This window comes from Paenibacillus sp. FSL R5-0749, assembly GCF_038595085.1.
Taxonomy (GTDB): Bacteria; Bacillota; Bacilli; order Paenibacillales; family Paenibacillaceae; genus Paenibacillus.
The window spans coordinates 2,740,395-2,766,600 of the sequence record NZ_CP152005.1 but is presented as its reverse complement, the minus strand read 5'-3'; the positions used below and the strand labels follow the sequence as shown (position 1 = coordinate 2,766,600).

At 46.5% G+C, this 26,206-nt stretch carries 23 protein-coding genes; 4 read left to right on the top strand and 19 right to left on the bottom strand.

Annotation, left to right across the window (positions count from 1 at the left end; all coding sequences use genetic code 11):
• Positions 1–291: 291 nt before the first annotated feature.
• Both MKY85_RS12535 and MKY85_RS12530 read left to right on the top strand, forming a co-directional pair.
• Positions 292–1,047: a hypothetical protein gene (locus MKY85_RS12535; RefSeq protein ID WP_339242012.1), complete on the top strand. Its 756-nt coding sequence runs from the start codon at positions 292–294 to the stop codon at positions 1,045–1,047.
• Between the two features lie 118 nt (positions 1,048–1,165).
• Entirely contained in the window at positions 1,166–1,378 is a 213-nt protein-coding gene (locus tag MKY85_RS12530) for a hypothetical protein (protein ID WP_076249592.1), read from the top strand.
• Positions 1,379–1,427: 49 nt separating this feature from the next.
• On the opposite strand, the gene MKY85_RS12525 is transcribed toward MKY85_RS12530, so the two are convergent.
• Positions 1,428–4,175 carry a PAS domain S-box protein gene (locus MKY85_RS12525; RefSeq protein ID WP_342572723.1) on the bottom strand — a complete coding sequence of 916 codons (2,748 nt, stop codon included), beginning with the start codon at positions 4,173–4,175 and terminating at the stop codon, positions 1,428–1,430.
• A gap of 273 nt (positions 4,176–4,448) precedes the next feature.
• On the opposite strand from MKY85_RS12525, the gene MKY85_RS12520 reads away from it, so the two are divergent.
• Positions 4,449–5,273 (top strand): protein-glutamine gamma-glutamyltransferase, encoded by an 825-nt coding sequence (locus MKY85_RS12520; protein WP_339243037.1) that lies wholly within the window; start codon positions 4,449–4,451, stop codon positions 5,271–5,273.
• Positions 5,274–5,459: 186 nt separating this feature from the next.
• Here the strand turns inward: MKY85_RS12520 and infC are convergent, their stop codons facing one another.
• The 18 genes from infC to MKY85_RS12430 form a co-directional block, all read right to left on the bottom strand.
• Positions 5,460–5,951, bottom strand: a complete 492-nt coding sequence (gene infC / locus MKY85_RS12515) for a translation initiation factor IF-3 (protein ID WP_342572722.1) — start codon at positions 5,949–5,951, stop codon at positions 5,460–5,462.
• A 119-nt stretch (positions 5,952–6,070) separates the two neighbouring features.
• Positions 6,071–7,003, bottom strand: coding sequence for a manganese-dependent inorganic pyrophosphatase (locus MKY85_RS12510; protein WP_339242006.1), 933 nt, complete (start codon positions 7,001–7,003; stop codon positions 6,071–6,073).
• Positions 7,004–7,402: 399 nt separating this feature from the next.
• Positions 7,403–7,726 carry a (2Fe-2S) ferredoxin domain-containing protein gene (locus MKY85_RS12505; protein ID WP_339242005.1) on the bottom strand — a complete coding sequence of 108 codons (324 nt, stop codon included), beginning with the start codon at positions 7,724–7,726 and terminating at the stop codon, positions 7,403–7,405.
• A 101-nt stretch (positions 7,727–7,827) separates the two neighbouring features.
• A complete protein-coding gene (locus MKY85_RS12500) occupies positions 7,828–8,580 on the bottom strand; it encodes a metallophosphoesterase family protein (protein WP_342572721.1) in 753 nt (250 codons plus the stop codon).
• Positions 8,581–8,681: 101 nt separating this feature from the next.
• On the bottom strand, positions 8,682–9,689 hold the full coding sequence (locus MKY85_RS12495) for an LLM class flavin-dependent oxidoreductase (RefSeq protein ID WP_339242002.1): 1,008 nt from the start codon (positions 9,687–9,689) through the stop codon (positions 8,682–8,684).
• 247 nt (positions 9,690–9,936) lie between these two features.
• Positions 9,937–11,874, bottom strand: coding sequence for an LTA synthase family protein (locus MKY85_RS12490; protein ID WP_342572720.1), 1,938 nt, complete (start codon positions 11,872–11,874; stop codon positions 9,937–9,939).
• A 116-nt stretch (positions 11,875–11,990) separates the two neighbouring features.
• Positions 11,991–14,357, bottom strand: coding sequence for a putative PEP-binding protein (locus MKY85_RS12485; protein WP_342572719.1), 2,367 nt, complete (start codon positions 14,355–14,357; stop codon positions 11,991–11,993).
• Positions 14,358–14,647: 290 nt separating this feature from the next.
• Positions 14,648–14,965 carry a hypothetical protein gene (locus MKY85_RS12480; RefSeq protein ID WP_342572718.1) on the bottom strand — a complete coding sequence of 106 codons (318 nt, stop codon included), beginning with the start codon at positions 14,963–14,965 and terminating at the stop codon, positions 14,648–14,650.
• 84 nt (positions 14,966–15,049) lie between these two features.
• Positions 15,050–16,657: a helix-turn-helix domain-containing protein gene (locus MKY85_RS12475; RefSeq protein WP_342573348.1), complete on the bottom strand. Its 1,608-nt coding sequence runs from the start codon at positions 16,655–16,657 to the stop codon at positions 15,050–15,052.
• Positions 16,658–16,818: 161 nt separating this feature from the next.
• Entirely contained in the window at positions 16,819–17,817 is a 999-nt protein-coding gene (locus MKY85_RS12470; RefSeq protein ID WP_342572717.1) for an ABC transporter substrate-binding protein, read from the bottom strand.
• A gap of 185 nt (positions 17,818–18,002) precedes the next feature.
• Positions 18,003–18,377 carry a hypothetical protein gene (locus MKY85_RS12465; RefSeq protein ID WP_339241994.1) on the bottom strand — a complete coding sequence of 125 codons (375 nt, stop codon included), beginning with the start codon at positions 18,375–18,377 and terminating at the stop codon, positions 18,003–18,005.
• A 22-nt stretch (positions 18,378–18,399) separates the two neighbouring features.
• Entirely contained in the window at positions 18,400–19,062 is a 663-nt protein-coding gene (locus tag MKY85_RS12460) for a 3'-5' exonuclease (protein ID WP_339241992.1), read from the bottom strand.
• 60 nt (positions 19,063–19,122) lie between these two features.
• The gene (locus MKY85_RS12455; RefSeq protein WP_342572716.1) at positions 19,123–19,701 is read right to left on the bottom strand and encodes a histidine phosphatase family protein; all 579 of its coding nucleotides are present in this window, start codon (positions 19,699–19,701) and stop codon (positions 19,123–19,125) included.
• On the bottom strand, positions 19,698–21,917 hold the full coding sequence (locus MKY85_RS12450) for a class I SAM-dependent methyltransferase (protein ID WP_342572715.1): 2,220 nt from the start codon (positions 21,915–21,917) through the stop codon (positions 19,698–19,700). The genes MKY85_RS12455 and MKY85_RS12450 overlap by 4 nt, the downstream gene beginning before the upstream one ends.
• 72 nt (positions 21,918–21,989) lie before the next feature.
• Positions 21,990–22,802, bottom strand: a complete 813-nt coding sequence (locus MKY85_RS12445) for an aminoglycoside phosphotransferase family protein (protein ID WP_342572714.1) — start codon at positions 22,800–22,802, stop codon at positions 21,990–21,992.
• Positions 22,803–22,816: 14 nt separating this feature from the next.
• Positions 22,817–23,407, bottom strand: coding sequence for a GNAT family N-acetyltransferase (locus MKY85_RS12440; RefSeq protein ID WP_339241985.1), 591 nt, complete (start codon positions 23,405–23,407; stop codon positions 22,817–22,819).
• 8 nt (positions 23,408–23,415) lie between these two features.
• Positions 23,416–23,862: a RidA family protein gene (locus tag MKY85_RS12435; protein WP_339241983.1), complete on the bottom strand. Its 447-nt coding sequence runs from the start codon at positions 23,860–23,862 to the stop codon at positions 23,416–23,418.
• Positions 23,863–23,879: 17 nt separating this feature from the next.
• Positions 23,880–24,761, bottom strand: coding sequence for an AraC family transcriptional regulator (locus tag MKY85_RS12430; protein ID WP_342572713.1), 882 nt, complete (start codon positions 24,759–24,761; stop codon positions 23,880–23,882).
• A 127-nt stretch (positions 24,762–24,888) separates the two neighbouring features.
• Here MKY85_RS12430 and MKY85_RS12425 point away from each other — a divergent pair, with 127 nt between their 5' ends.
• A complete protein-coding gene (locus MKY85_RS12425; protein ID WP_105598348.1) occupies positions 24,889–26,178 on the top strand; it encodes a Gfo/Idh/MocA family oxidoreductase in 1,290 nt (429 codons plus the stop codon).
• The last annotated feature ends 28 nt before the right edge of the window (positions 26,179–26,206 follow it).

Below are 26,206 nucleotides of genomic sequence, written 5' to 3'. Positions count from 1 at the left end.
GCCCACGACCATAATAACGGCCATAATAATGATATATGTCATGAATGTAACCTCCCTGCTTCCGTATATTCATCACACTACTACTAGTGTACACGGTGAAACACCGTTTGAATTGACCGAACATTGACAAAAATACGAAATCTTCAATTTTAACATATTGATTATTTCCCACAGGGCACTATATCATACGTACCTCACTGCAGGGTTCAAAGTTTCATCCGCCATGTTTACGGTGTATACTATACTTCTATGAAATGGAATTTGGATTTTTACGCAGAAAGGTTGAAAGACATGTCGACTCGCATCCCCTTACGTCAGCTAATGCTTACTGTTCTACTAGTCCTTATGTTATCTATTTTATCCGCCTGTGCGGATGGAGAAGCCCATCTAACGGTGAATATGGACGGATCAACGGATCTGGATCTCAATCTCAACGTAAAGAACTCCGCTCTTGGAAAGATTGGACAAGACAATCTCATGCCTCTGATCGCAGATGCATTGAATCGAAATAACTTCCAGGCAGAGGTTTCGGAACAGGGAGATCAGAAGCAACTCACAGCGACCACCCATTATGAAAAAAGCAATACAACCAACTTTGATACGTCCAAGTTACCACAAGGGATCAAAGTTGAACAATCAACTTCTCCCGGCTTCTTCACTTCCAAGATGCACATTACAGCAGAAGCCGACCTCATGGAATCCATGCCGGATGGTGAGATCAAAAATCAGATCAACAAGGTGCCTAGCTTTCTTAAGAACCTCTTGTTAAAAGATGTTAACTTTGATTTTAAGTTGTCTTTGCCTATCAAGGCAGCTGATTCCAATGCGGATCAGGTAGAGGATGGCGGAAAAACGCTCATTTGGCACGTTTCCCCCCTCCAGATGAATAAACTGGATCTGACTGTACAGGTCCCCAACATTCGGAACATCATCATCGTTGCAGTCATTGGCCTATTATTCATCGTTGCTCTGCTCATTTGGTTTTTGGTTCGTCGCAAACGGGCCAGACAGAGACATAGTGCAGGATCACATCGCGGAAAAAATTAATTCCTTCACACCAATTTTATTTGTGACTTGCCAAACGGTGTTGTGGATAGTAGAATACATCCGTACTGTGTGAACGGTTAATTTTTTATTCAGCAAAGCTAAAGAGGTGACAGGTTTCATGAATATCCGCGAATGCCCACTACCTGGTATTGGAGTTAAGTACCAGTTTGATACAAAGGGCGGCCAGCAGTTAGTCATTATTGTGCATGAGGACGGACGCCGTGAATTATTCTCCGTTGATCCACAAGACAACGAAGAACTCACTCTGATTGCAGATTTGGAAGATGACGAATGCGTAACCCTCTCCGGGTTAATCGGAGGCTGGTCGTAAATGACAGAATAACCTGTACCTTGAATTCAAGGCACAGGTTATTTTTCTGTTACGTTACCCTTTGAGAGCGAATATATGGAACCCATGTATTTAATACACGGCTGATCTCCGCGGAATGGAACGGTTTGCTAATAAAGTCCTGCATCCCGCATTTCAAGCACTCCTCGCGGTCACTCGCACCTGCAAAAGCAGTTATCGCTGCAATAACCGGTATCTCTGGATGGCTCTGTCTGATTCGACAGGTCGCTTCAATCCCATCCATAACGGGCATTTGAATATCCATGAACACCAGGTCATATTGAACCTTGTTCAATGAATCAACGGCCTGTGCACCGTTCTCAACGATATCACATACTCCGCCAAACTTGCGCAGCATCTCCTCCAACAGGTGGCTGTTGACCGCTTGATCTTCAGCAATCAATATTTTGAGGTCATGGGCAAGACTGGCTCGATCCAATTGCAGTTCATCATTCTCAGTAATTTCGATCGGGTCACTACTTTCTTCTTGCCAGCGCTCCACTACGAGGGTGAACTGGAACTCTGCTCCCTCACCAATCTCACTCTGTACGCCAATCGCTCCACCCATTAATTCCACCAGTTTCTTGCTGATCGCAAGCCCCAGTCCTGTCCCGCCAAACTTGCGATTGATGGCCGGATCAAGCTGTGAGAAGGATTGGAACAACTGATGCTGCTTTTCTGTTGGAATACCGATTCCTGTATCTCTTACTTTAAAGGTCAACATCAGATTGTCCCGACCATGCTCATCTGTAAAATCAGCACCAACGCTCACCTGAATACGACCCTGCTCTGTGAATTTAACAGCATTACCCACCAGATTAATCAGAACCTGCCGGATTCGTGTCTCATCCCCCCGAATTCGCTCAGGAATGTGATCCGACACTTCACAAAAGAGTTCAATATTTTTCTCTGAGGCCTTCAGCGCAAACAGTTCAATCACTCCACCCAGCATCGCCTTAATATCTACAGGTGCGCGCTCAAGATCCATTTTGCCTGCTTCGATTTTGCTGAAATCCAGGATTTCATTCAAAATGTACAAAAGAGATTCGCCGCTATCAATCATGATTTCTGCAAAGCCTTTCTGTTCATCATCCAGCTCGGTTTCCATTAATAGGTGGGCCATGCCCATGATGCCATTCAATGGTGTTCGAAGCTCATGACTCATGATAGCCAGAAACTCGGACTTCGCTCGGTCTGCATGCTCTGCTGCTTCCTTGGCACGTATGATGTCCTTCACAGATGTCATATCACGGAAAACCAAAACGGCTCCACGGGTTCTACCCTGATCCATAATCGGCTTCAATTGGAACTCCGCCAGGAAACTGGACCCATCCTGTCTCCAAAAAACGGATTCGGTACGCGGCAGACCTCGTCCCTCACGAACAGCCTGTAGAATTGGTGTATCCTTGGATGGGTAAGGGATTCCTTCGCTCTGCATCTGAATCATCATCTGTTCAAGAGGTTTGCCGTTCATTTCACTTGGACAGAAGTTCATGATCTCCGCAGCGGCCGGATTAGCAAAGTTCAGATTCCCTTCCAGGTCCAGTCCAATAACACCCTCAGACATGCCATTCAAAATCAATGCCCGTTCATAACTAAGATTCTCGATTTCCTCGACATAACGTTTGGACTCCGTAATGTCACTGGTAATCCCATAGACACCTACAACTTTATCCTCCAGTATAATAGGAACATTAATCACATTGGTTTCAATTCGCTGTCCATTTTTGTGAATCAAGCCTATCTCATAGCTCTGTGCCGTGCCCTTCACCGTTTCCTCAAAATGATATCGTGTCTTCTCCAGATCCACAGGATCAATGAGGTGATCAAAAGGTCGGCTCAGCAGCTCCTCCTTGCTGTGTCCCGTCAACTGTTCCTGACCCACATTGGCTTTCAGCAGATTGCCTTCCAGATCAAGAGAAGCCACGCCCAGGGGATTACAGTCAAATAATGATCTGTACTCCTGCATGCTTAACTGTTGTTGCTGGCTGGCTGTGATATCCCGGGTTACAGCGACGAGTTCTAACAATTCACCTGCACTGTCATAGACATAATGTGTAATGGTATCTGCCCACACCGTAGATCCGTCCTTATGTTGCAGGCGATAACTGAGCCGTTTGGGAGCCAGACCCCTTCTCTGCTCTTCCATATACGCTTCAACCAAGGGCACATCCTCCGGACAGATAACGAATGTTCCAGGCTTACCTATCACTTCTTCCAACTCATAGCCGAGCATGCTCTTGCATGCATTCGAAACATATTTAAATGTACGACTGGAATCGACATCATGTATTGCAATCAGGTCCAGTGAAGACTCTGCCAGCAGCCTCGAGATGCGACTGCTCTCCTCCAATTGCTTACGTTGCACAATAAGGATTTCCTCTGCATCTTTTTGTTTCGTAATATCAGCAGCTTGTACGAGCAGATACAAAGGTTCACCACTCGTTTCATCCCGTACGATGCAAGCTCTAATGGTTGCCCATAATAACGAACCGTCCTTGCGTTTCAGGCGAACCTCCGTCTCGTACATCTCCCTTGTTTTATGGGTCATTTCCCAGAACTTGCTGCGGAATTCCTCCATGTGCAGATCTTCTTCGCAGATCATATGTACGACCGAAGTATCGAGCAGTTCTTCTTCACTATATGCAAGCATCTCGCAAAATGCAGGATTAAGCTGCAACCACTTTCCATTTACATGCGATGCGACAGCAATGCCGATTGGTGCGTGTGTATACAATTGTTCGAACAGAGATCGGCTCTCTGTAATGGATTTCGACATCACGTGTCCTCCTTTATGAGAATCTGATTGTATTCCGTATGAATAGACCCGCTTGAACATAACTTCATCTATAGAGTACTACCCCAAATGCCATGATTTATAAACGAGGTCACACAAAATGTTCACAGGAAAACGACATTTCTAAGCTTGGATGCCGGGGACATTCAATATGTACATACCAATTCGAACACATCGCGTCATATACTACACAATACCCGTGCTCTACTGATAATACAATGTTGAATATTCAAACAGGAATGGAGGTTATGAATGATGATCATTGTCGCAAATCAACCCGCCCTGCTGAACCGCTCGGAATGGTCTGATTTTGAATGGTACTGGTTACAGCAACTTCAGGATCGTCCAACGAGATATGTTTACCAATCCATGGATCATCTTCGATTTGAATGGGACTTGAGAGGCTCGCTCGTGAATGCAGCAGAAGGACTGGATCGAAGCGGGGTGAATTTTGCATCCTTTGAAAAATCCAGATGTAATCCTGCCTTCTGGAATCGGAATGCAGAGGGTGGATTCGAGCTTAAACCGAACGTAACACCCGCTGACGGCATCCGGGATATTTGGAGGAATGGGCACTTGTATGCCTTTGAATGTGCAACAGCTACTGTCATTGTGCTGTATGGTGGCGTGCTGGGAAGCATTCGTGAAGATGCTTTTAATTCGCTGTTTCGAAATCTGCTGCTCTTTGACTGGCATTATGACAGCGACCTGCGATTGATCGAAAAAAATGGTAGTGAAACCGCGCTTCCAGGAGATGTACTGTATTTCAAAAATCCGGATGTTTCTCCCGAAACCCCCGAATGGCAAGGAGAGAATACGATTATGCTGCGCGAGGACTGGTATTATGGACACGGGATTGGCATTGCAAGCGGCGGAGAAATAATACGTACCCTGAATCAGTTCCGCGTTCCAGGTAGCCGGGTCTCTGCTTACTTAATGGATATGGTTATTTATCCGGACTTCTTTTATTTATCTCGATTCGCCAAGAACAACCCGAATAATGTTGCCGCTGCTTCTACACCTGTATTACCCGGACAGTTATACGTACGTCTTGGGGGCAGTCGTTATTTACGCAGCTGAATTAATGATACAGAAACGGATTTCGCCTTGAGTTGCATCCCTGATATATCAATCCAAGTGACGATTAACAAGCCCAATGGTACAGCAGTTACCCTGCCATTCATTGGGCTTTTCTCACATTCGAATAATCATTATTACATCCACAGTGGCCTTACCTAGGTGTTATCTCAATTATCGTTTGGCAATCTACGCATGGGGGTCCAGTTGCACGACAACCTGTTTACCACTTACCTGGATACCCGTCGTTTTACTACCGAACTCAGCCAGCGATTTGCTCAGTTGCTCTGCCCATTCCTTGCCAGCAGCTCCCTCTTTGGCTCCATGCACCTGGATGACGAGTTTTACCGAATCACCTTTCTTCAGGATGCGTTCCGCCTGAGATTGCTTGGTATCCCGGTCATGATCCTCCATTGCAAGGTTCAAACGAATTTCTTTTACTTTCCGTTTATCAGGGGATTTACTCGCTTTTTTCTTTGCCTGCTGCGCTTCCGCTTTGGCTGCTCCTGCACCGATCAGCTTGCATGGCGGCGGACTGGTCATCAAGGACAAGCACACCAGATCTACTTTATGCTGCTTCGCAAGTAGAAGGGCTTCCTTTGTGGGCATCACGCCCAGATCTTCACCATTCAATCCGGTAAGCTGTACTTCGGCTGCTTTGATTTTTTCATTTTTGATCATGATTCTTCCTCCTCCACATCAAAAGCCTGTCCTGATCATGTACCGATCAGAGCAGGCTAGGATGTCGTTGCTATTATTTGTAATACCTATCAGCGTATGAATACGCCAATCTGTCCGATTTATAACGTGTTGAATGCTTCCGTCAGAACCGGTACAATCTGTGATTTGCGTGATACTACGCCTTTCAAGAGCGCTTTGCTATCAGACAGTGTCACATTGTAGGCTTTCTCCACAGCTTTGGTGGATGCGCCATATGCCAGAGCCACAGAATCGTTGTTCAGAATGTCTGTTACGACAAATACGAACAGGTCGAGACCTTTGCTGGAAATGATCGCTTCAATGGCTGCTTCTAGCTCAGGTTGCTTCACGAGAACATCGTTCACATCTACAGCGTTAACCTGTGCAATTTCCACTTTGGCTTGACCCATTACGAATTCTTTGGCATCCAGGGAAATCAGCTCAGCAATTGTTTTTTGGCTCAGATCCGCGCCGGCTTTCAGCATGTCCAGACCATAGCTGTCTGCATCTACGCCAGCAATGGCAGCCAGTTCACGTGCAGCGGCTACATCCTGCTCTGTGCAAGTCGGGGATTTGAACAACAAGGAATCAGAAATAATTGCAGACAGCATCAGACCAGCAATCGGCGCACTCACTTCGATGCCGTTTTCTTTGTACATTTTATTCAAAATGGTTGCAGTACAACCTACAGGCTCTGCACGGAAATACAGAGGTCCGCTTGTCTCAAAGTTAGCAATACGGTGGTGGTCGATAACTTCCACGACAGTCACTTCCTCAATATCGCTTACGCTTTGCTGACGCTCGTTGTGGTCAACCAGAATAACCTTGTTTACTTCATTTGAAGCTGTTTTAATCAGGCGCGGTGCCTCAATTTTGAAATGATCCAGTGCAAACTGGGTTTCACCATTGACTTCGCCGAGACGAACAGCTTCAACGTCCTGACCCAATTTTGTTTTGAGATCCGCATAGGCGATTGCCGAACAGATCGTATCCGTGTCGGGATTTTTGTGACCGAAGATTAACGCTTTTTCCATATTTATAGCCCTCCGTCAATTCTCATTTATATAAGTTTAACCAAAGAATGTTTACACTTGCCACTCCGATGACAGAATAACCTTCCGATCGCTGTTATCCCCAGATTTTTTGATTCCCTTTTTAAAGGTAAAATCCGGTGATAAGCATACGCTTCCGATGCAGCTTTCTTTCAGAAAGCTTTTAGGCGAGCGCTCCGCTTCTCCAGCTTTTTTCTGTCCTCTCCGTTCTCGTGTAAAACGTTTAGTTGAACTTATATAGAATAATACATGTCATATTTTAATCATACCCTACTGATTATAGCGCTTATAAGGCTTAATTCCAATCCCGTTACAGCGAATTAATTGCAAATCATTCTCAGGTAAGTCATCTTAGAAAAAAATAATATCCTCTCTGTAATTCTATTTCACAGAGGTCTTGGCCACATTCGCAATCAAGTGTTTCTCCAGTTTCTCGCCTTCGCACAAGGCCTGTACGAGTGCTCTGCCTGAATCCGGTGTCATCTGGCCATACCAGTCACCCTGTGGATACACAATCGACACGCATGCGTTGTCACACTGACCATTACATTTGGTACGAGTCGTATGGATGAATCCTCCCGCCTGCTGTTTAACAATCTCGTCCCGTACCGCCTGAGTTACTTCTTCCCCATCGTTACGCATGCATGTTCCACCATTACAGAGTAAAATGTGATGTTGCAGTTGATCCAGATTATAGATAGCCAAACTTGGTTCATTCCCCTCAAGTCGATATGATATGTATCCTATTTATTCCCTCGTACAACCTTATAAATTAGCATATGAATTCCTGATACGCAACGAAAATATTAAATCTCGGGCTCTTCCACGCTCTGCCCTTGCCGTACAAAAAAGGTCTTTAGACTGCCATCCTCGCTAATCTCCAGCAGGTTCAATTGTGCTCCATAGGCACAGCCACCATCAATGCCAATTTTGTCTCCGCTCGGGTCAAACCAAATGCCTGACTCATCATGCAAATGCTTCACGGGTGTGTGTCCAAATACGACCGTCTCTCTAATCGTCGTTGGTCTGGAATAGAATGATTCCCGAATCCAAATGAAGTCCCGCTCGGACTGGTTTCTCCAATCTTCGATATCCGGGTTGATCCCGGCATGCACAAAAATATAACCCGGTATCTCGTAAACCAGCGGAAGCTGATCCAGAAACCGAAGATGATGTTCATAATGTGTACGTATCCACTGTTTGGCTTCAGCATAAGCTTCCCAATCGATCTGTTGCTCATCATATGTAAGCTCCAGATCCAGATAACTTGCCATCGTGTTTAATCCACCATTACGAATCCAATGCTGATCATATTGCTCAACATCCTGGGTCAGCGCCTTGACCATCATGGCATCGTGATTGCCTTTAATCACTATAATATTGTGCCGTTGCTGAAGCTGCATAATCTGTTCGATGACCTGCCTGCTGTTTGGACCGCGATCCACATAATCACCCAGCAAAATCAACTCATCTTGCAAAGGATTATAATCTGCAAGCTTAAGCAATGCATTCATTTCATCGTAACAGCCATGAATATCACTAATGACACATCTGCGCATATGAACCTCTCTCCTCTCCCTGATCAAGCAAGAGTATAACCGGAACCTTACAAGAGCAAAATTCCGGTCTGTTCAGAATAGTTATTCCAGCTTGCTGATTATTAGTCCTGCTTGAGTCCAAAGGCTTCTGCAATCAAGCCGAATGAGCGTAGACGTGCTTCGAACGAATGGATCGCTGACGCGATAATGACTTCATCCGCTTCATGACGTTCAGCCATAGCGGTAATTTTGTCTCTCACCTGATCCGGTGTACCCACGATGGAAAAAGAACGACGTTGACGGATCTGTTCCATCTCCATCGCTGTGAATGGATAGTTGTTCACCGTCTCCAGGGATGGGAAGGAACTCTGTTCAAGTCCCCGTCCGAGTCGCAGGAAGAATAGTTCATTGCTGCGCGCCAGTTCAGCCGCTTCTTCCTCTGTCTCTGCACAGAACGCCGAGACAGCAATCATGGAATGGGGTTTGTCATTCAGGATGGACGGCTTGAAATGTCTACGGTAATGTTTCATTGCTTCTTCGCCGCCTGGTGTCCCGAAGAATTGGGCAAACGCATACGACGTCCCTTGCGCAGCTGCAATTCTCGCACCTTCGGAGCTGGAACCCAGCAACCACACTTCGGGTACCGTTGGAACCGATGGTCCGGCTACCAGAGACGCAAACCGATGATCCTCAGGCAATTGCTCGTGGAAGTATCCTCCCAGATCCGCAATCTGCTGTGGGAAGAATTGTACATTCGATGATTTGCCTTCGTTCAGCGCTCTGCTGGCAATCGGCATTCCGCCTGGTGCTCTGCCAATTCCAAGGTCAATCCGCCCCGGATGCAACGCTTCCAGCAGACGGAAATTCTCCGCAACCTTATAGGCACTATAATGAGGTAACATGACTCCACCGGAACCTACCCGAATGTGATCCGTATGTGCAGCCACATGTGCAATCATCACTTCAGGACTGGAGAAAGACAGCGCACCACTACCGTGATGCTCCGACATCCAGAAGCGGGAGTATCCCAATTGATCCGCATGTTGCGCGAGTTTCACCGTTTCCTGCAGCGTATCTTGCACACTTCGTCCTTCATTGATATGTCCGTGTTCGAGTACACTCAGTTTCATATATATTCAATCCTCTCATCTGTTAGGTTCTTGATTTCTGTGAATATGAGTTCTTGCGGATGTTGCACGCTATTGCTCACTTCATTCTTGCTTGTTCCATTGTAACATTAATAATTACAGTTTCAAACTTTAGTTATCCTCTTTTATTACCACACTTGTGCAAGAAACATGCAAAAAACGCCACCAGTTATGAACTGGTGACGTTTGAATGTAGCGTTGAGATCTAATCTCTTTCAGAAAAACTCAGTTATGGCGCACGTTTCGGTAACAACTTCACATACTCGTCAGACAGTTTCATCAGGCTGAGCACATGTTCATAGTCCGCACGATAGGGTTCCAAATCCGTTACAGGCTCATACGTTTTGAGTGAGTAAGCTGTTCCATCATCAAACCCTGCACCCGGAATAAACATGATGTCATTGTTGACAAATGACCCCGTCGGCAAGTAATACCGGATACCGAAGGCATTATGATCCATGTTGAGCAGATCATGTCCGAAGGCAGTGAACTTCTCGTCCTGGAGCGAAACGCCCATCAGATTCATGATTGTTGGCAACATATCCAGCTGACCGCCTGGCTGCTCAATGACTTGCCCTTTGCTCTGTTTCGGTGTGTGAATCATTAACGGAATGTTGAATCGACTTACTTTACCGTCATAAGGAACACCGAGATTAGCCTGAATCTGTTGTGTAATCTCTTCGTCAGCAGGCAGACCGAAGTGGTCTCCGTAGAGCACTAGGGTTGTGTTATCCCACAATCCGTTGGCCTTCAACTCATTAATGAGTTGACCAATGGCATAGTCCGTATAGTTGATCGACTGCAGATAATCGTGAAGCAGTTTGTTTGTGATCGTCGCGGGAATCGTAATTCGTGCACGATCGGCAGGAACCGTAAACGGCGAGTGGCTTGATGCCGTGATGAACTGAGCATAGAACGGCTGATTTGCAGCCTGATGCGCAGTCATTTTTTCCACACCTACACGGTACAACTCTTCATCTGATGGTCCAAAATCATTAAACTTGTCATTCTCAAAGCTCGGCTTGTCGAAGTAACGAGTGAATCCGAGGGCCGGATACATCTTGTTCCGGTTCCAGAAGGTAACGTCATTGACGTGGTACGTCTCGGACTCATATCCCTCTTTGCCAAGTAATTTTGGAAGACTTGGCAATTCGCGGTCACTATACCCTGCCGACATGGGGACAACGCCGGTTGGATAGATGGACGTGTTCGACATAAACTCAGCGTCTGATGTGTTTCCCTGTCCAATCTGTTGGAAAAAATGAGAGAAATAATAGCTTTCTTTTGCCAGATCATTCAATACCGGCGTTAATTCCTGACCGTCCAATGAGGCATTAATCGGAAAATTCTGAAAGGACTCCAGTTGCAGTACAATCAGATTACTGCCTTTGGCCTGACCAAAATATTTGGCCTTCACGGCTGAGCCGTCACTCGGTTTATCCTGATACGGATACTTGCTAACCAGGTCATTGATCTTGGCAATCGTTTCGTTAATGTTGCCATTCGCAATGGCCTCATTCTCTTTGCTTGTCATAATAGCAGATGAGACCTGGTAGTTCAGAAAACCGAGATTCTCGGCGCGAACCAGTTCGTTATCAATCGTTTCACCTTTGACAATAAAACTGCCAGACAACACGATGCAGAATGCAGCGGTAAGCGCAACACCGAGTTTTCCCCAGTAACGTCTGCGAACTCTGCCGAACGTCAGACCGCTATCGCGGTAACTGCTGCGGTTACGCCCACCTGCACGTCTGCGCACAATCAACCATATTGGCAGTGCCAATACGATGTCTGCAAAAAACAGAAAGTGCTCCGGTCGTACCAGAGGTCCGATACTGCCCCGTACTTGCGCAACCTGACCTAACTCACTTAGCACGGTATATGTGGGTACCGAACTGAAATGAACGTTATACAGCGTTGCCGCGAACAGAAGCAGAGTGAACAAAATATTGAATCCCCCATAAACGGTCCGCTTCCAGCCTTTGGGCACAATCAGATCCAGTATGCATACCAACGTTAATGCACCTAATGCGTCAGTCACCAGACCAATGCCGGACAGACCCTGGAAAAAGAAATACCTCAACAGTGACAGCTTCAACAACATAAGAATGAATAACACGGCGAATAAAGTCCGTGATGAAGTTCGTTCATTTTTGGAATTATACATGGTCGCTTTCAACCCTTACCCTGAAATTTTACGTTCCCTTTACAAAACGCATATTTCAGTATAACAGTTTTCTGTTTGCTATTCCATGGAAGTTCCGTGCAAGACAGGCTGCGTGTTTACGCAATGGTGGATATATCTGCATTCTGTGTGTTCGTAACCTCTCTCTGTCCCTTAATGGCTGCTTGTGCAGCTGCAATTCGTGCATATGGGATCTGTTCAGGTAGACAGCTTACGTAATCCATTCCAATACGGTGGCAGAACGTAATCGATTCCAGATCAGCCATATTTTCTCCGCAGATCCCTGTTTTCAGATGAGGTTTTCGAATTCGACCTTGGACTACCGCCATCTCTATCAGTTGCCCGACTCCTTCAATATCGAGCACATCGAAAGGATTATTCGTTACTATACGAGAATCCGTATCACGTTGAAGGAATCGCTTCTCGGCTTCATGGCGACTATATCCAAACGTCATCTCTGTCAGCTCATCCGTGCCAAATGTGAAAAAGTCTGCATGGCGAGCGATGTGAGTCGCCGTCAGCGCCGTTCTCGGAGCAACGATCATCGCCCCAACTCTATAGTGACAATGCCGTCTCTCATCACCTAGCACTTGGTCAGCCACATGATCCACCAGATCTCTCATCACCTGAAGTTCATGCATATGACCGATCTGGGGGATCATAATCTCGGGGCGTACCCACCAGCCTTGACGGATGCCTTTCACTGCTGCACGGAATATTGCTTCAAGTTGCATATCCATAATTTCAGGGAACACGGTACTCAGACGACAAGACTGTTGCCCAAGTGCCGGATTGTGTTCGTGCAATTCACTGACTCTGCGAATGACGCGCTCCAGTTCCTCCAGTTCACTCTGGGGGTCTTCTTGCTTCTGCGGCTCCTCGGCTTGTAACCATTCACGTCGTTTCTCCAACACGCCCAGATCCGGTAGCAATTCATGCAGCGGCGAATCGAGCAAACGTATAGTTACCGGGAATCCATCCATCGCTTCGAACAGCTGTTCAAAATCAGACTGTTGCATCGGTAACAGACGCTCCAACCCTCTCCTGCGCTCGGATTCACTATCAGCCAGAATCATTTTCTGTACAAAAGGTAGCCGCGCAGGTGACAACAGCATGTGCTCCGTCCTGCACAACCCAATTCCCTCCGCCCCCAGCTTCCGTGCTGTTATGGCATCCTGCGGTCGATCCGCATTGGAAAGTATCGTCAACTCTTTCACTTCATTAGCCCATTCGAGCAGCAGTTGCAGATCGGATGAAGAAGGTGAAGCTGAGTTATTCTCAGAGGCTGCATGCTCGTCATTCGTTCCTAGCTGGATCTGTGTGGGAAGATTTCCAATGCTCTCTTCTCTGCCCGAATCTGTATAATGCTTCAGCACTTCCGTGATATGCCCAGGTTGAATACGCAACAGTGCTTCCTCCCTGGTAATGAGTCCTTTATGGACAAAATCCACAGCACTTCTCAGTAAGGCTGTAGAAGATAATCGAGCGGGCTGGGTGTACACAACATACAACGCGCCGGAATCAACTACAAAGGTAATCTCCTGCACTTCTCCCTCACGTCTCTCCAACTGGCTGCCTATCTCCAACAAACGTGTATAAAGCTCAGATTGGTCATCTCTTAGCCGCTCCAGACCGTGATCCGTTTGATCGGTGTTTCCCGTTGAAACGTACTGTCCAATAATTCCCTTCTCTCCTGTAAGTGGGTTACGCGTATATATTGTTCCGGTCCCGCTTGAGTCTCCACATTTCCCATGCATCATGGTCTGTATAAGAACAGGAGCGCCTGGCTCCGAAGAAAAGTAAGTTGGTTTACGCATGATCTCATTCTGAGATCTGGATGCTTGAACACGCTGTGAATGATATACCGCACGTACAGCTTTATTGAATTGAAGTTGGACATCCTGTGGAAAAGGGCTGCGACCCTTCGCCTCAATTAAATATTTAAATTCGGTAATGTTTAATTCAAGCTCCGCTTCATCCCCATCCTTGACGTTGCTCGATATTTCTGTGAAAAATTCAGACGGAATTCCATGTATCAACTGTCCATATTCCTTTAAGTAATGAAGGTAACATTGGAGTGCATACAACCGATTACCGGTATGACGTGCGAGTCCTTCCACAGTGACATCGTTTAGACCCACACTTAACAATGGATGTATGGCAGCATCTGATGATTGATCACGATCAGTACGTACCGCGAGCAGAAGCGGATTCTCCGAATGTCCGAAGATTTTCCCGGTTTGCTGTTCCAGGTGCCGGATCGCGTTCACAATCTCTTCCTCTCCTTCACCGGAAAGATGTCCAAGACGGGTACAGAACTCGCGACAGCATTCCGTTGTGACTACAAATCCGGCCGGGACAGACCAACCTGCATGCTTTAGCTCCGCAAGATCAGCCCCTATACTGCCCATTAGCCCCTTCATCTCTGCCGTACCTTCTTCCAACAGAATTACCCGTTTTGTCATTACAGCTCTCCCATCCGCCATTCATGGCTATGCTTGAAGACTTCATCCTGCCTTACAGATCAGCCTTCACTCTAATGGTATGTCGTAATCTTTCAGTCAAGGACATCCGCTTTTGCATTTTGTGCTCGTTATCCAGTTTTTTTGTAAACGCTACACTAAAATGAGATGAATCAAGCCTTTTGAGTCGTTGTATTGGTTCATTTATCAAAGCGAACAAAAAGAAGCCCCTTCAGCTATGCTGATGGAACTTCATATTTTTTAGTATTCACTTACTTCAAACGTCATATGTTTTATTCCCATTCACCTTTTTTGACGTAAGTTGCTTCATAAGCAACAATTACATTTGTTTTATCTGTTACCTTTTGTAAATCATCGACTACAACCTCTTCTTTACCGTAGTCTACTAAACTGGAATCAACTTTCTCGTAGACCCCACAATCCCTCACATAAATTACATCTGGATGCTCGGAATCATATCTTAAGCTTTCCGGAAGATCTTCAGGCAAGATTTCATGCGATTCGGCAACCGTAGTCCTTGGTACCTCTGTAACAGGAACCATTCCAATAACAGCTACTACTAAAAGCGATGCCCAGATATTTTTCTGCATGTGATGTCTATTCTCCTATTCATTTTTCTTCGAGTTTAATTTAATTATTGAAACCAGCTTGTTTGTAGTTTTAACTTCCATCCCTCAAGCCATAAACCGCAATACATCCTCTATTTTCTTCCCATGAGAGATCACACCGTAGTTCATCCATGACAGGAAATCCACTTCATACACATTACCGTTCCTCACCGCAGGCAGACGTTTCCATTCATCCCGGTCGAGCAGTTCGCGCTCAACTCCTGGTTCAGCAGAATCCCCAGTATCAAAAGTAATCAACAAGTGATCCGCATCAAGTTGGCTTAACTGCTCCAATCCAATGGAAATCCTGCGCTCATGTCTTGTCCATTGCTGCACACGGGAATGCGGAGTTAGTCCAAGATCCTGATACATTACAGGGCCCACGTAACCTTGCTGATTCCCATAGAGAGTAATATCCGACGCAGATATACGCAAAAACGCCACCGTTTGACCACGCATATAACGTGTTAAACGTCCTTTAGCTTCCAATGCCTTGTCCTCATACGCACCAATTACATCTTGAACCCGATTCACCTTTCCCAACACATCGGCTGTTGATCTAAGAATGGAACGCCAATCCTCTCCCAGATGATCTACGTAAAACGTAGGTGCTACTTGCTCAAAGCGGTCCAGATTCCATCGATCATATCCCTTGTTCAGCATGATAAAGTCAGGTACAATACCCGCACTGAATTGAGCATCCTGCTGGCTTACATCGAATTCGGGCACATCATCCAATCCCAAATAATGCTGTCTACCCCAGGAGTGATGCGAATATTGCAGCACAGGCTTTACGCCCAGGGCCAACACAAAGTCTTCCAGATACGGAGCAAAGACACGAACCTCTTGACGGTGATGACGACGATACAACCCAGGTGAAATACCAGCATACTGTTTGAAACGACGACCAAAATAATACTCGCTGCTGAATCCCACATTCTGTGCAATCTCATGGATGCGATCATCCGTTAGCTGCAATAGTTGCTTCGAGCGCTCCAGCCGAACCGTATTCACATAATCAAGCGGAAGCTTGCCTGTCATCCTTTTGAATTGCCGAGTGTAGCTGGCTCTGGTTAGACCAATATCTGCCGCGAGCTCGTCCACGGTTATCGTCTGATCATAGTGGTCGTCAATATAACGAATTGAACTTTGAAGACGGGCACGGTCATCTGGTGCATCGGTTTCGGGATCACTCTGGCGAAGCAAGGCACGGAACCACTCTTGGAAACGAAGCTGTACCTCCCATTGCTTCAGCCAATCGCCAGTGACCTGTTGACGCAGCATTTGTTCCAACGCTTCCAGACAGGAACTCCACGGACTGTAACTCAGCTGAATAAAAGGAAGTGCTTCTTGAGCTTCAATCCCTTTAAGAAACTCTTGCCGCTCAGTCGTGATTATCGTAGGCGAATGGTCTGAAATATCTTCTTTCACCTCAGCCACCACCAGATCAAGCTTATAATATTGCAAATTATTTTCTGTCCAAGGAGAGCCTTCTATCTTAATCGGTGTTCCCGCTGGAACAAACATAATCATTCCTTTTTCCAAATGAAATTCCCGATCGGAGTAAACTATCGAACCCTTTCCAGACGTAACAACAAATATGGAGTGTGAAGACGATTTTTTATGTAGCAAACGTTTATCGATCTCAGATTTACCGTGGTTTATATATTCCATCTGCTGAATCGTGCACAGCCAGGGCTTGGGAATCCATTGTATTATCGTGGGGTACATGTTCATCGTCCTTAACTGAGAATTATTATCATTTGAAATAGTGTATACGAAAAAAGAAAGCTCTTCAACCCTCGCTGAAGAACTTTCTTTCTTATAGGATTATACTATGGAGTCATCTTTTCCAAGAGATCATCAATTTTCATGGAATTCGCTGTAATTGCACCTGATTGCCAATGTGATCTTTCCATGATGTACACCTGATTGTTTTTAACCGCTGGAAGGGATTGCCACAACTTGCTGTCAAGCACCTTCAAAGCTTCCTTGTTCTCGGGAGATGACCATTCTCCATTGGAAGGGAAAATGATAAGATGATCCGCATCAAGCTGCGGGATGGCTTCCTCAGACAGAATTTCCTGATATTCCTCCATCTTGCTAACCAGAGGATGCGGTGTTAGACCGAGCTCTGAATAAATAAATCCGGTCAATCGATTTTTCACACCGAACAGTGCCAGTGAGTCATCGTTAACATTCAGCCGGACCACTGCGACGCTCTCGTCCCCGACCGCTTCCTTCAGTTTCGATTTGGCATCTGCAATCTTGGCCTCAAATGCCGCAGCAACTTCTTCACCCTTGTCTGATTTACCTACAACATCGGCAATGGTTTTTAACATTTGATCGGCGTCCTGCAGTACTTCCTCAGGCAAACGATATGTTGGTGCCACCTTGGAATACATCTCATATTTCTCCATGTCCGCTCCCCCATCCACAATGATGAGATCCGGATCATATTGCAACAAGGCCTCAATGCTGCCTGTAGTATCAAATTGCGGCACATCCAGTCCTAAATACTCCTGCACACCCCACATCGGATTATACCACTGCACGACAGGTGTAATATCGAGCGCCTTCAGATAATCTTCTACATAGATTCCAGCAATTCGTTGTGGCTGAACCGGAATCGTTACATCTCCAAATTCATCCTGTACAACTCGTGTCGCAGGCTCTGTCTCGGTTACGGATGTATTTTCTCCCGAAGCTGCATTTTCAGTTGCAGGAGTCTGTTCCGCATTGGTAGCGGTGTTTGTACTACATCCCGAAATCACCAGACCCATGAGCAGTAATGTGATCGTCCACCCTTTTATACCTTTAATAAAACCTACCATGATACCCTTCACCCCTATATGATCTGTTGATATAATCGTGAGAATGATATACACATAACGTATAATGATTATCATTCTCATCTATTGCTTAGGTGAATTGTAACTCATGCTTCAACCGACTCACAATGTACATTTAATGCTATTTTTTTATACAAACGAGAAGAGCCAACATGGCTCACCCCCGCTTATCGCAGGGGCAACCTACCTTGACGATAACTTTCCAGCAGCTTGTTCACAAAGATATCATTCACCATATCCTGTAACAGTGCAGCGCCAATTAAACCCAGATCATCACTCACATACCCCGCTAACTCAGGTTCGCCAGTGAGTGCTAACGTTTGTTTGAACGCCTGTTCCCTGCATGCGCGCAGCACCTCTTCTTCAGCCACAGCAGTAGCTTGAGCCCATCGTTCAAAGGATTGCATCCACTCGTCAGCAAACGTTGAGGCATCCCTGTCATCCAGATAAACCTCTACATCCAATCCTTCGAATGTCTGCTGAGTCAGAATCCGTCCTTCGTTAAGTTCCGACAGCAGCTTCTCCACATCTGTTCTGCTCATCGATCTCCCCTCCAGTTCTTCATTATGTCAGATACATCTCAGGTATAACAAAACGCTTCATCATGCGCTTGGGATCAGCTGTAAAATGATTCAATTGAAGTTCCTCGTATTCACTAAGGATACATTCAAAGATACCAGCGATCACACCACAGTCTGCCAGAGCATTGTGCCTGTGAACTCCATCTGTATTCAGATCGTAATACCGAATCAGAAAATCCGTAGAGACGACCTCGTTAATCTCAGGATGAATGTACGTGAACATCGCTTTTGTATCCAATACCAGATTAGTGAACATCGGGAGACCATACTCATCACAATGTCGCTTCAAGATGGGCAGATCATATTCATATCCGGCTTGGGTCACAAGAACGCTATCACCAATGAATTCCTGAAAGGACTGAAATGCTTCTACAAACGACGGAGCCTCTACCATATCCTCATTCGAAATGCCTGTTAATTTGGCCACAGCTTCTGGTATAGGTTTGTCCGCCCGTGTAAGTGAAGAAAATGTTGTATTACATTGTTGACCTCTTTGGTAATGCATCGCACCAAATTGTGTCACACTCTCCACCACAGGATTAATGCCCGTACCTTCGAGATCAAATATGCAGTACATTCTATCCTGTAATGGGGATACGCTTAGATTTTCAATAAAGTATGTATCAGGTAACAGCGTCATTTTCATCCGTTCAACTCACACCTCTCTACTCTCATCACGCTTAATGCATTTCTCATATATTACCTGTCACTCCCACAATCTTGTTACCTGGACCAACTTGTGCGTTCCATCAAACTGCAACTTATAGATATCCGGCATCGTAGTCTTCTCCCAGAAATCATAACCGTAGGAAGCATCATAGTGTTGAAAAATAAGTGTCATCACGTCTCCATGGGTTCCGATGACTACCTTGTGACCCGCATGTTTATCCAGAATTCTATCGATCACCGCTACTGCCCTAGAGCGAGCCTGTTCACCAGACTCTCCACCAGGATACGCATACGTAGGGTCGCGGTACAATCGCTGCTTGGCTTCACGAAAATTATCGTGCGTTACATCCGAACTCGACAACTGGCGTTCACGCAGATCTTCCTCTGTCACCACAATTCCACCTGACCGATCTGCCAGAATCTGAATTGTATCCACCGCTCGCCTGTAAGGGCTGGAATAGAACAGTTGAATCTGCTCCCCTTGGAGCAGACTGGCAACCGTTCCTGCATCTTGATGACCTTGTTCTGTCAGCCCACGCTCGCGCTCTTGTCCTGCAACATACCGCGACTCCGCATGTCTAACAAAATACAAAAACGTACTGGCCTCGCTCATCATCCGTCCGCCAACCCCTTCTTCTCAATAACAATCAGGCAGGTACTGTCTGGCAAAGATGCAGGGGAACCATCTTCCTTCATGAAGATCATTCGTTCTCCAAGTGCTTCCGTATAACCCTCCTGAAGGAAATGTTCGAAGGTGATCATTTCGGCTTGTTCGCCCAGCGCTTCTAGAATACAGTTCTTATAGTCGGTCGGCGTAAAGATACCGAACTGTTCCTGTATCTCATGCACATATGCCTCTTCCCCCCACGTATAGGTGTAGAGAAATTCCATCGCATCGTTGATTGGCATGACGACCTCGTTGTCTGATATTCGTTCATATTTTATCGCTCGTCCCTGAAAATCCTCTGCATACCGCTCCAGCCAGCGCATACCCTCCGGTTCCAGGAAACGAATCCGGCGCTTTTGCGCCTCGGGTTCACTCATGATGCCATCCCGAATCAAAATTCTTCCTCCAGGTGACAGTACACGAAATGAACTTCTCAGCGCTGCTACAACCGTATCGGAATTAAATCTTCGTCCGTCCAGTTCAATATATGAATATAATTCATGCAGAATGGATGAAAAAATAACTGTATCCACGGTGCCTGGCTGCACATATTGCTCCAGTTGCAGGGCATCGCCCTTCATCACTTGCCAGCGATGTCCCTCGCGCTGCTTTTTGCGCTCCAGCGCTTCAATGACATTGGCTGAGATATCGATACCGATCGGCTCCACTTCCGGTTTTTCCTCCTCAATCAGATCCAGCAGAATCCCTCCACCTGGACCAATATCAAGTACCCGTTTACCGACGATATAGTCGAGCAGTACTTTTTTATAATCACCGGAGCTGTTCATATCGGACAAATACGTTTCTTCGTTGTGGAACCGGTCATAGGCATCCCGCCGCAATCCAAACAGGTCAAATAACAGCAGCACAGCCTTCTCATATAATGGTGACTTTTCCGCTTCAATACAGAATGCGATGAGCTTCTCGGCAGCGGGGGAAAATTCGAAGGTCACGAATAATGTATCCGGCAGATCCACATGACGCTCCATGCGATGGGTTAGGTGGGGATAGACGATCTGCTCCCCTGCCGCAATCTGTTCCCACGTGTATTGTTCCAAATATTTTTCAATCATTCGTTTCTTATAAATATTGAGCTTCTTGACCCCTTTGTAGTCGTAATACATCGTATTCATCAATGGTTCGAAGCTGATATGGCGGACTATATCAGACTGTTTCTCGATGGATGTTGGAGTCATACTCTCGCTACGTAGCGTCAACAGGAACACTTTCACCATCTCCTGCAACGAGAAATCCTGCATGGCCGACTCTACATACCACAGGGTACGATGGGCCAGCGGAGCCAGTATCTGTTCCACATCCAGTTCCGTCTGAAGTTTGGCATAAGCCGTATCCATAGCTTCTCCCTGCCGGATGGATGAACTTCTTAATCGGGATAACCGTTCCTTCACGCTCCAGTCCTCATGATCCGGTCCAGCAATAATCCAGCCTACAATTCGCTGTACCTCAGCCTGAACCTGAACCCATAACGCTGGATCAACGCCTGCAATAATGCACTCATTTAATGCCAACAGTATGGTGTGCAGTTCTTCTGTAGTAAGCCATCCTTTGGCGATCAAGTCGTGCAGCGGAGCATTCTCGGCAAATGGAATCTCGCCGCGTATGTATTGACCAATAAGTCCATGCGTAGCAATTAGAGTACGAATAACCTCATGCCTTGGTGTGTGTGAAGTCAACACAGCATGCTTGCTTATATCCGCGTTCTTACTTAAGGCATCGCTCAGAGAACCAGGTTGATTTATACTCGTTCCCCCGCTCTTACTGATGTCATTATCCAGGTGCTCTGGCCCTTCGTATAGATCATATAACTGGGCGGACCCCACATTGTGCACAAACAGATTAACGCCCTGCTTCTGCCATACACGCCGCTGCTCACGTGATCCGGCCTTTGCTGTCTCTGACCAGATTAGAACCTCCTCCAGAATTTCTCGCACCCAAAAAGAAACCTGAAGCTTCTCCAGCACACGCAGTGTACGCTCGGTGTAATCCAGCACCGGATTCGTTCCCTCAAGTTCCGCGATGGAATGAATGCGTTCGAGGTTAATATGGGGTTTCTCTGCTGCTGCCAGCAGTTGCAGCCATGGCTGCTGGGCTTCCGGCGTGTTACCTGATTTGTATGATTGTATGGCCATTAATGATTGCAGCATGAATTCGTCCCCTCTCGTTCTCTACCCTACCTGTCATCGTAGTGTCTGTGTAAATAATCTTAAAGTTAACTTTTATAACAGACGAAGTCGTTCCTGAACCAACTTGAGCAGCTGTTCCACCTCTTGAGCAGGCAGATCCTCGTCAAGACGCGCGGCAGCAACGGGAAGTATCCAGGATTCGATTGATTCACGTGTAATCCCGGACAGTTGCATATAATGATGCATGTAATATTCAATCAGCGACTCACGAGCCGTTTCAAACCCCATTCGTACAGCAGGCTCTGTATTCTCCGGCAAAGTGCTGCTCATTAATATTACCCAGCTTCGAGCCGCATCACCCGCAGGATCTCCTGACATACCAGTCATCCAATCGATAACCCAGTATTGATCGCCAGCATCACTGAGCATAACATTATCGGGGTGAAAATCGCCATGACAGATTTGCTGTTGATCAGGCAATATTGTTAAGTATGAGAGGATTCGCGCTTGATCACCCTCTGATAATAATCGAACATTGCGAATTGCTCCGGATAGAATCTGCTTTTGGGAGGGCAGTGCTCCTTCATCATCTCGTTCGCAATGAAGTCTGTAATGACAGTCAGCCATCATGAACGCCAACTGCTCCAGTAATTCAGGTTGCTGAATAATAAGGGATAACAGGGTATTCCCCTGAAGTCGTTCAAAGACAATGCCCGCACGCGGCGTAGTATGTTCTATTAAGGATATTGCTTGTGGGACGGGCAGTCCTTTCTTGTACGCCAACTCACTTATTCTAAATTCATTTTGGACCGCTTCGAGTGGAAAATCCATTCGATATAACTTCATAATGTGCTCGTTCGAATACGCATAGATTTCCGCAGTTCTTCCCTGACCAATTCGCTCCATATCTACCCTCCCTTTTACTCGAACTCAATTCCTCTGACTTTAGAGAAAACCATATAATCGACCAAAGTACCTGTACTATTCCGCCGCATCTTGCGTAGTGTGCCTTCCAGTGTATAACCCGCCCTTTCAGCTACTTTGGCACTTCGCACATTACGCGCATCACAGCGTATCTCCAGACGGTTCGCCTCCAGATGCGTAATGGCAAATTGCTCAATGCCTTTCACCGCTTCCGTCATCAACCCCTCACCAGCTCGTGAAGTTCGAATCCAGTAACCAATCTCGAAACAACGTGCATTCCAGTCGATGCGATGTAACCCGCTGCTGCCTACCAATTCATCCGTGTGTCTGTCTCGCAGATGAAGCATCAGGTCGGTACGTTCCAGATATTTCAGTCTTGCTCTGCGAACAGTCATCTCGGACTCTTCCAATGACGGGATCTTCTCCGCAAAAGGTAGCCACAATCGCAGCTGCTCCGCACTTTCACGGACCGCTTCATTGACTGCCGCACCGTCCCCCCACTGCGGGGCACGAATCGTAAGGCGTTCCGTTTGGAAGCTCTCGGGAATCGTTAACATAATTGGATTAAATGAAGTCGATTCTGTCATGGTTAGATCTACTCCTCTACTTGAAATATGGAATCAATGATCAAGGGCAAATTATCCCTAACAGATACGGCACCAAATACCGAACGAGCATGTACACCCTGATCCCCGAATACCTCCATCATCAGATCTGAGAATCCATTCAGGACTTTATGATGTTCCTGGTATGAAGCGGACGCATTGATAAAGCCCTGCACTTTAACCACTCTCTTCACCTGATCCAGTGAACCCAGCACATCTCGAACGACAGCGAGCACTTCCAGTCCGGCATTCCGGGCAAAATCATATCCCTGCTCAGTTGTGAAGTCTGATCCCAGTTTGCCACGTTCCGAGGTATCAGGTCCTTTCCCGGATACATACATGATGCCATTAACAATAACAGCATTGGCATATTTCGCCGCAGGGGCACTGGCCTGTGGCAAAGTGATCCCCAGTTCATTTAATCTCGCTTCAATCATCGTATACTCGCTCCCTCTCATAAGGTCCTCACGGAACCCAATTCCTTGTTTTCCTGCCTGTAAACTCTTGGTGATACCTGTACGGTTCGCTTAAACATCTTGCCAAAATGAGAGAAGTTACTGAAGCCGGCAAGCCAAGCAACATCCGTAATGGATGCCTCACTTTCCCGCAGCAAACGCTGTGCTTCCTTCACCCGTAACAGATTCAGATAATCACTGAAGGTAAAGCCCGTTGTTTGTTTGAACAATCGACTCAGATAATGCGGACTAATGCGAAACATCCCCGCCACCTCCGGTAGTGTCAGTGGCTTCTGATAATTCTCATTCAGGTAACGAACAACGGCCTGTGTCTTGGGATGAAGAACCGGCTCACGATCATCGGAGCATAACCTGCCCAGATGCTGATTACGATGGGCATGAAGCAACAATTCAATAGCCCGGTGACGAAGTAACAGATTGCTTCCCGGTTGAGGACGAAGCATCTCATCGACCATTTCGCTCACCATGCGCTCCAAAACCTCCGTGACCTGTGAAGGAAACCTTACAATAGGGATCTCCCAGCAGAAGGGCTCCTTCAAGGCTTCGACTAACTCCGCTGAAATAGCCATAGCTGCAAAAAGCTCAGGCTTCAAATACAGCACCATGCGTTCATGGTCGGGCATGCCACTCTCCAAGGTTTTATGAACCGTATTGCGGTCAACAAACACCAAGTCACCAGCCTTTACCCGGTAGGTCCGATCCTTGATGAAATAGATACGCTCGCCAGACAACAGGTAATACAACTCATAATGATCATGCAGGTGGTCATCCGTCATCGAGAAGTATCCAATGCGACGATCATATTCAATATGTAGTAAATCTGTGGGATCATAAAAATCTGCACTGAAAGGTTCTGTCATGTCGGCCTCTCTCCTTTCCATAAATTATAGCAAAATATGCGGCATTTGAAAGCGGTTACGCATAAAATGCGGCGAAAGAAGTACTCCCTTGTTATAGTCTAGAGCTATATTCAAGGAGGCGATAGACATGAGTAGCAAGAAACGTTATGTATTAGTCGGAACCGGCGGCCGTGCGGAATTCTTTTATGGTGCATTAACCCGGGATTACAGGGATACTTCCGAGCTTGTCGGCTTTTGTGATATAAATCAAGTCCGCATGAACTACGCGAATCAACTGTTGAAGGAAAAGTACGATTATCCAGAGGTACCCACCTATCCTGCGGATCAGTTTGATCAGATGATTGAGAACGAGAAGCCTGACTATGTCATCGTAACCAGCGTTGACCGTACCCATCACAAGTACATCATTCGCGCGATGGAACTGGGTTGTGACGTTGTCACCGAGAAACCAATGACGATCGATGAGGAGAAATGCCAGGACATCCTGGATGCAGTCAAGCGCACTGGCCAGAACGTCAGAGTTACCTTTAACTACCGTTATGCGCCGCACCATACGAAGATTCGGGAACTTATTCTGAATGATACCATCGGAAAAGTCACGTCCGTTCACTTTGAATGGCTGCTGAATACCCGACACGGGGCAGATTATTTCCGTCGTTGGCATCGGGACAAGCGTAACAGCGGCGGACTGCTCGTGCACAAATCCACCCATCACTTCGATTTGGTGAATTTCTGGATCGGCTCGCAGCCAGAGACCGTGTTTGCATTCGGTGATCTGATGTTTTACGGCAGAGAAAACGCAGAAGAACGCGGTGTAACACAGTTCTACAATCGAGCAACCGGTAACCCAATCGCGAAGGAAGATCCTTTTGCACTGCATTTGGATTCGGATGCTCATATGAAGTCCATGTATCTGGATGCCGAATCGGAAGATGGTTATCAGCGGGATCAAAGCGTATTTGGGGATGGCATTAACATTGAGGATACGATGGGTGTGCTTGTGAAGTATCGGAGCAAAGCCATTCTGACGTACTCCCTCGTTGCCTATCAGCCATGGGAAGGTTACCGCATTGCCATTAACGGCACCAAAGGCCGGATTGAGATGAACATTGTGGAGCAATCCTATGTCAATTCATTAGGTGACAAAAGTAAGGAAGGTGCTCTGATCGGTAAAACGTTGCGGGTCCTTCCGATGTTTGGTGCGCCATATGAGGTTGAAGTGGAGGAAAAAGCAGGTGGACACGGCGGTGGTGACCCGGTGCTGCTGAATGATCTGTTCGGAGAGCCTGTAGAAGATCCGTTCCATCGTGCAGCTAATCATGTGGACGGTGCCAGATCCATTCTGACGGGCATTGCGGCCAATCGCGCCATCGCCACGGGTTTGCCTGTCAACGTCAACAATCTGGTTCGTTTCTAAGTCTCCCAGGTCTTCACTACATTATTAA

Excerpts from the sequence above, each read along its gene's own strand:
- MKY85_RS12535 (WP_339242012.1), top strand. The coding sequence starts at position 292 with ATGTCGACTCGCATCCCCTTACGTCAGCTAATGCTTACTGTTCTACTA.
- MKY85_RS12530 (WP_076249592.1), top strand. The coding sequence starts at position 1,166 with ATGAATATCCGCGAATGCCCACTACCTGGTATTGGAGTTAAGTACCAG.
- MKY85_RS12525 (WP_342572723.1), bottom strand. The coding sequence starts at position 4,175 with ATGTCGAAATCCATTACAGAGAGCCGATCTCTGTTCGAACAATTGTAT.
- MKY85_RS12520 (WP_339243037.1), top strand. The coding sequence starts at position 4,449 with ATGATCATTGTCGCAAATCAACCCGCCCTGCTGAACCGCTCGGAATGG.
- infC (WP_342572722.1), bottom strand. The coding sequence starts at position 5,951 with ATGATCAAAAATGAAAAAATCAAAGCAGCCGAAGTACAGCTTACCGGA.
- MKY85_RS12510 (WP_339242006.1), bottom strand. The coding sequence starts at position 7,003 with ATGGAAAAAGCGTTAATCTTCGGTCACAAAAATCCCGACACGGATACG.
- MKY85_RS12500 (WP_342572721.1), bottom strand. The coding sequence starts at position 8,580 with ATGCGCAGATGTGTCATTAGTGATATTCATGGCTGTTACGATGAAATG.
- MKY85_RS12495 (WP_339242002.1), bottom strand. The coding sequence starts at position 9,689 with ATGAAACTGAGTGTACTCGAACACGGACATATCAATGAAGGACGAAGT.
- MKY85_RS12490 (WP_342572720.1), bottom strand. The coding sequence starts at position 11,874 with ATGTATAATTCCAAAAATGAACGAACTTCATCACGGACTTTATTCGCC.
- MKY85_RS12485 (WP_342572719.1), bottom strand. The coding sequence starts at position 14,357 with ATGACAAAACGGGTAATTCTGTTGGAAGAAGGTACGGCAGAGATGAAG.
- MKY85_RS12480 (WP_342572718.1), bottom strand. The coding sequence starts at position 14,965 with ATGCAGAAAAATATCTGGGCATCGCTTTTAGTAGTAGCTGTTATTGGA.
- MKY85_RS12475 (WP_342573348.1), bottom strand. The coding sequence starts at position 16,657 with ATGGAATATATAAACCACGGTAAATCTGAGATCGATAAACGTTTGCTA.
- MKY85_RS12470 (WP_342572717.1), bottom strand. The coding sequence starts at position 17,817 with ATGGTAGGTTTTATTAAAGGTATAAAAGGGTGGACGATCACATTACTG.
- MKY85_RS12465 (WP_339241994.1), bottom strand. The coding sequence starts at position 18,377 with ATGAGCAGAACAGATGTGGAGAAGCTGCTGTCGGAACTTAACGAAGGA.
- MKY85_RS12460 (WP_339241992.1), bottom strand. The coding sequence starts at position 19,062 with ATGAAAATGACGCTGTTACCTGATACATACTTTATTGAAAATCTAAGC.
- MKY85_RS12455 (WP_342572716.1), bottom strand. The coding sequence starts at position 19,701 with ATGATGAGCGAGGCCAGTACGTTTTTGTATTTTGTTAGACATGCGGAG.
- MKY85_RS12450 (WP_342572715.1), bottom strand. The coding sequence starts at position 21,917 with ATGCTGCAATCATTAATGGCCATACAATCATACAAATCAGGTAACACG.
- MKY85_RS12445 (WP_342572714.1), bottom strand. The coding sequence starts at position 22,802 with ATGGAGCGAATTGGTCAGGGAAGAACTGCGGAAATCTATGCGTATTCG.
- MKY85_RS12440 (WP_339241985.1), bottom strand. The coding sequence starts at position 23,407 with ATGACAGAATCGACTTCATTTAATCCAATTATGTTAACGATTCCCGAG.
- MKY85_RS12435 (WP_339241983.1), bottom strand. The coding sequence starts at position 23,862 with ATGATTGAAGCGAGATTAAATGAACTGGGGATCACTTTGCCACAGGCC.
- MKY85_RS12430 (WP_342572713.1), bottom strand. The coding sequence starts at position 24,761 with ATGACAGAACCTTTCAGTGCAGATTTTTATGATCCCACAGATTTACTA.
- MKY85_RS12425 (WP_105598348.1), top strand. The coding sequence starts at position 24,889 with ATGAGTAGCAAGAAACGTTATGTATTAGTCGGAACCGGCGGCCGTGCG.